The sequence below is a fragment of the Rhodococcus sp. P4_F3_2 genome, assembly GCF_056401335.1.
On the sequence record NZ_JBFUJN010000278.1, the window covers coordinates 1 to 382 of the forward strand.

Genomic DNA, 382 nt, shown 5'->3' on the forward strand with positions numbered 1-382 from the left:
ATGTATATCTAAACCCTGTTATATATAATGATTTAGGAATAAGTGTTCCTGAAGAGATTAAGCCTGTGAAGGCACAAGAACTAATTTCTTTAGAAAAATTAGCAGAGATAAATCCTGACTACATATTTTTACAGTTTTCAGAAAGTGAAAATGCCCAAAAACCTAAAGCTTTAGAAGAGTTACAAAACAACGCTATTTGGAAAAGCGTCACAGCTGCCAAAGATAACAAAGTGTTTGTGAATTCAGTTGACCCTCTTGCTCAAGGCGGTACAGCTTGGAGTAAAACAGCATTTTTAAAAGTGGCAGCAAAAGATTTAACTAAATAAATAATAAGGTGCGTTGAATGGTATGGGAAAAACAAATTGGTTACCAATCATAATTC

Annotated in this window: 1 protein-coding gene; it reads left to right on the forward strand. The window is 33.5% G+C overall.

Annotated elements, in window-relative coordinates; genetic code table 11:
• The coding region (locus AC1DWA_RS33725) for an ABC transporter substrate-binding protein (RefSeq protein WP_477917894.1) at positions 1–326 on the forward strand (326 nt) is incomplete at its 5' end.
• Positions 327–382 lie beyond the last annotated feature (56 nt).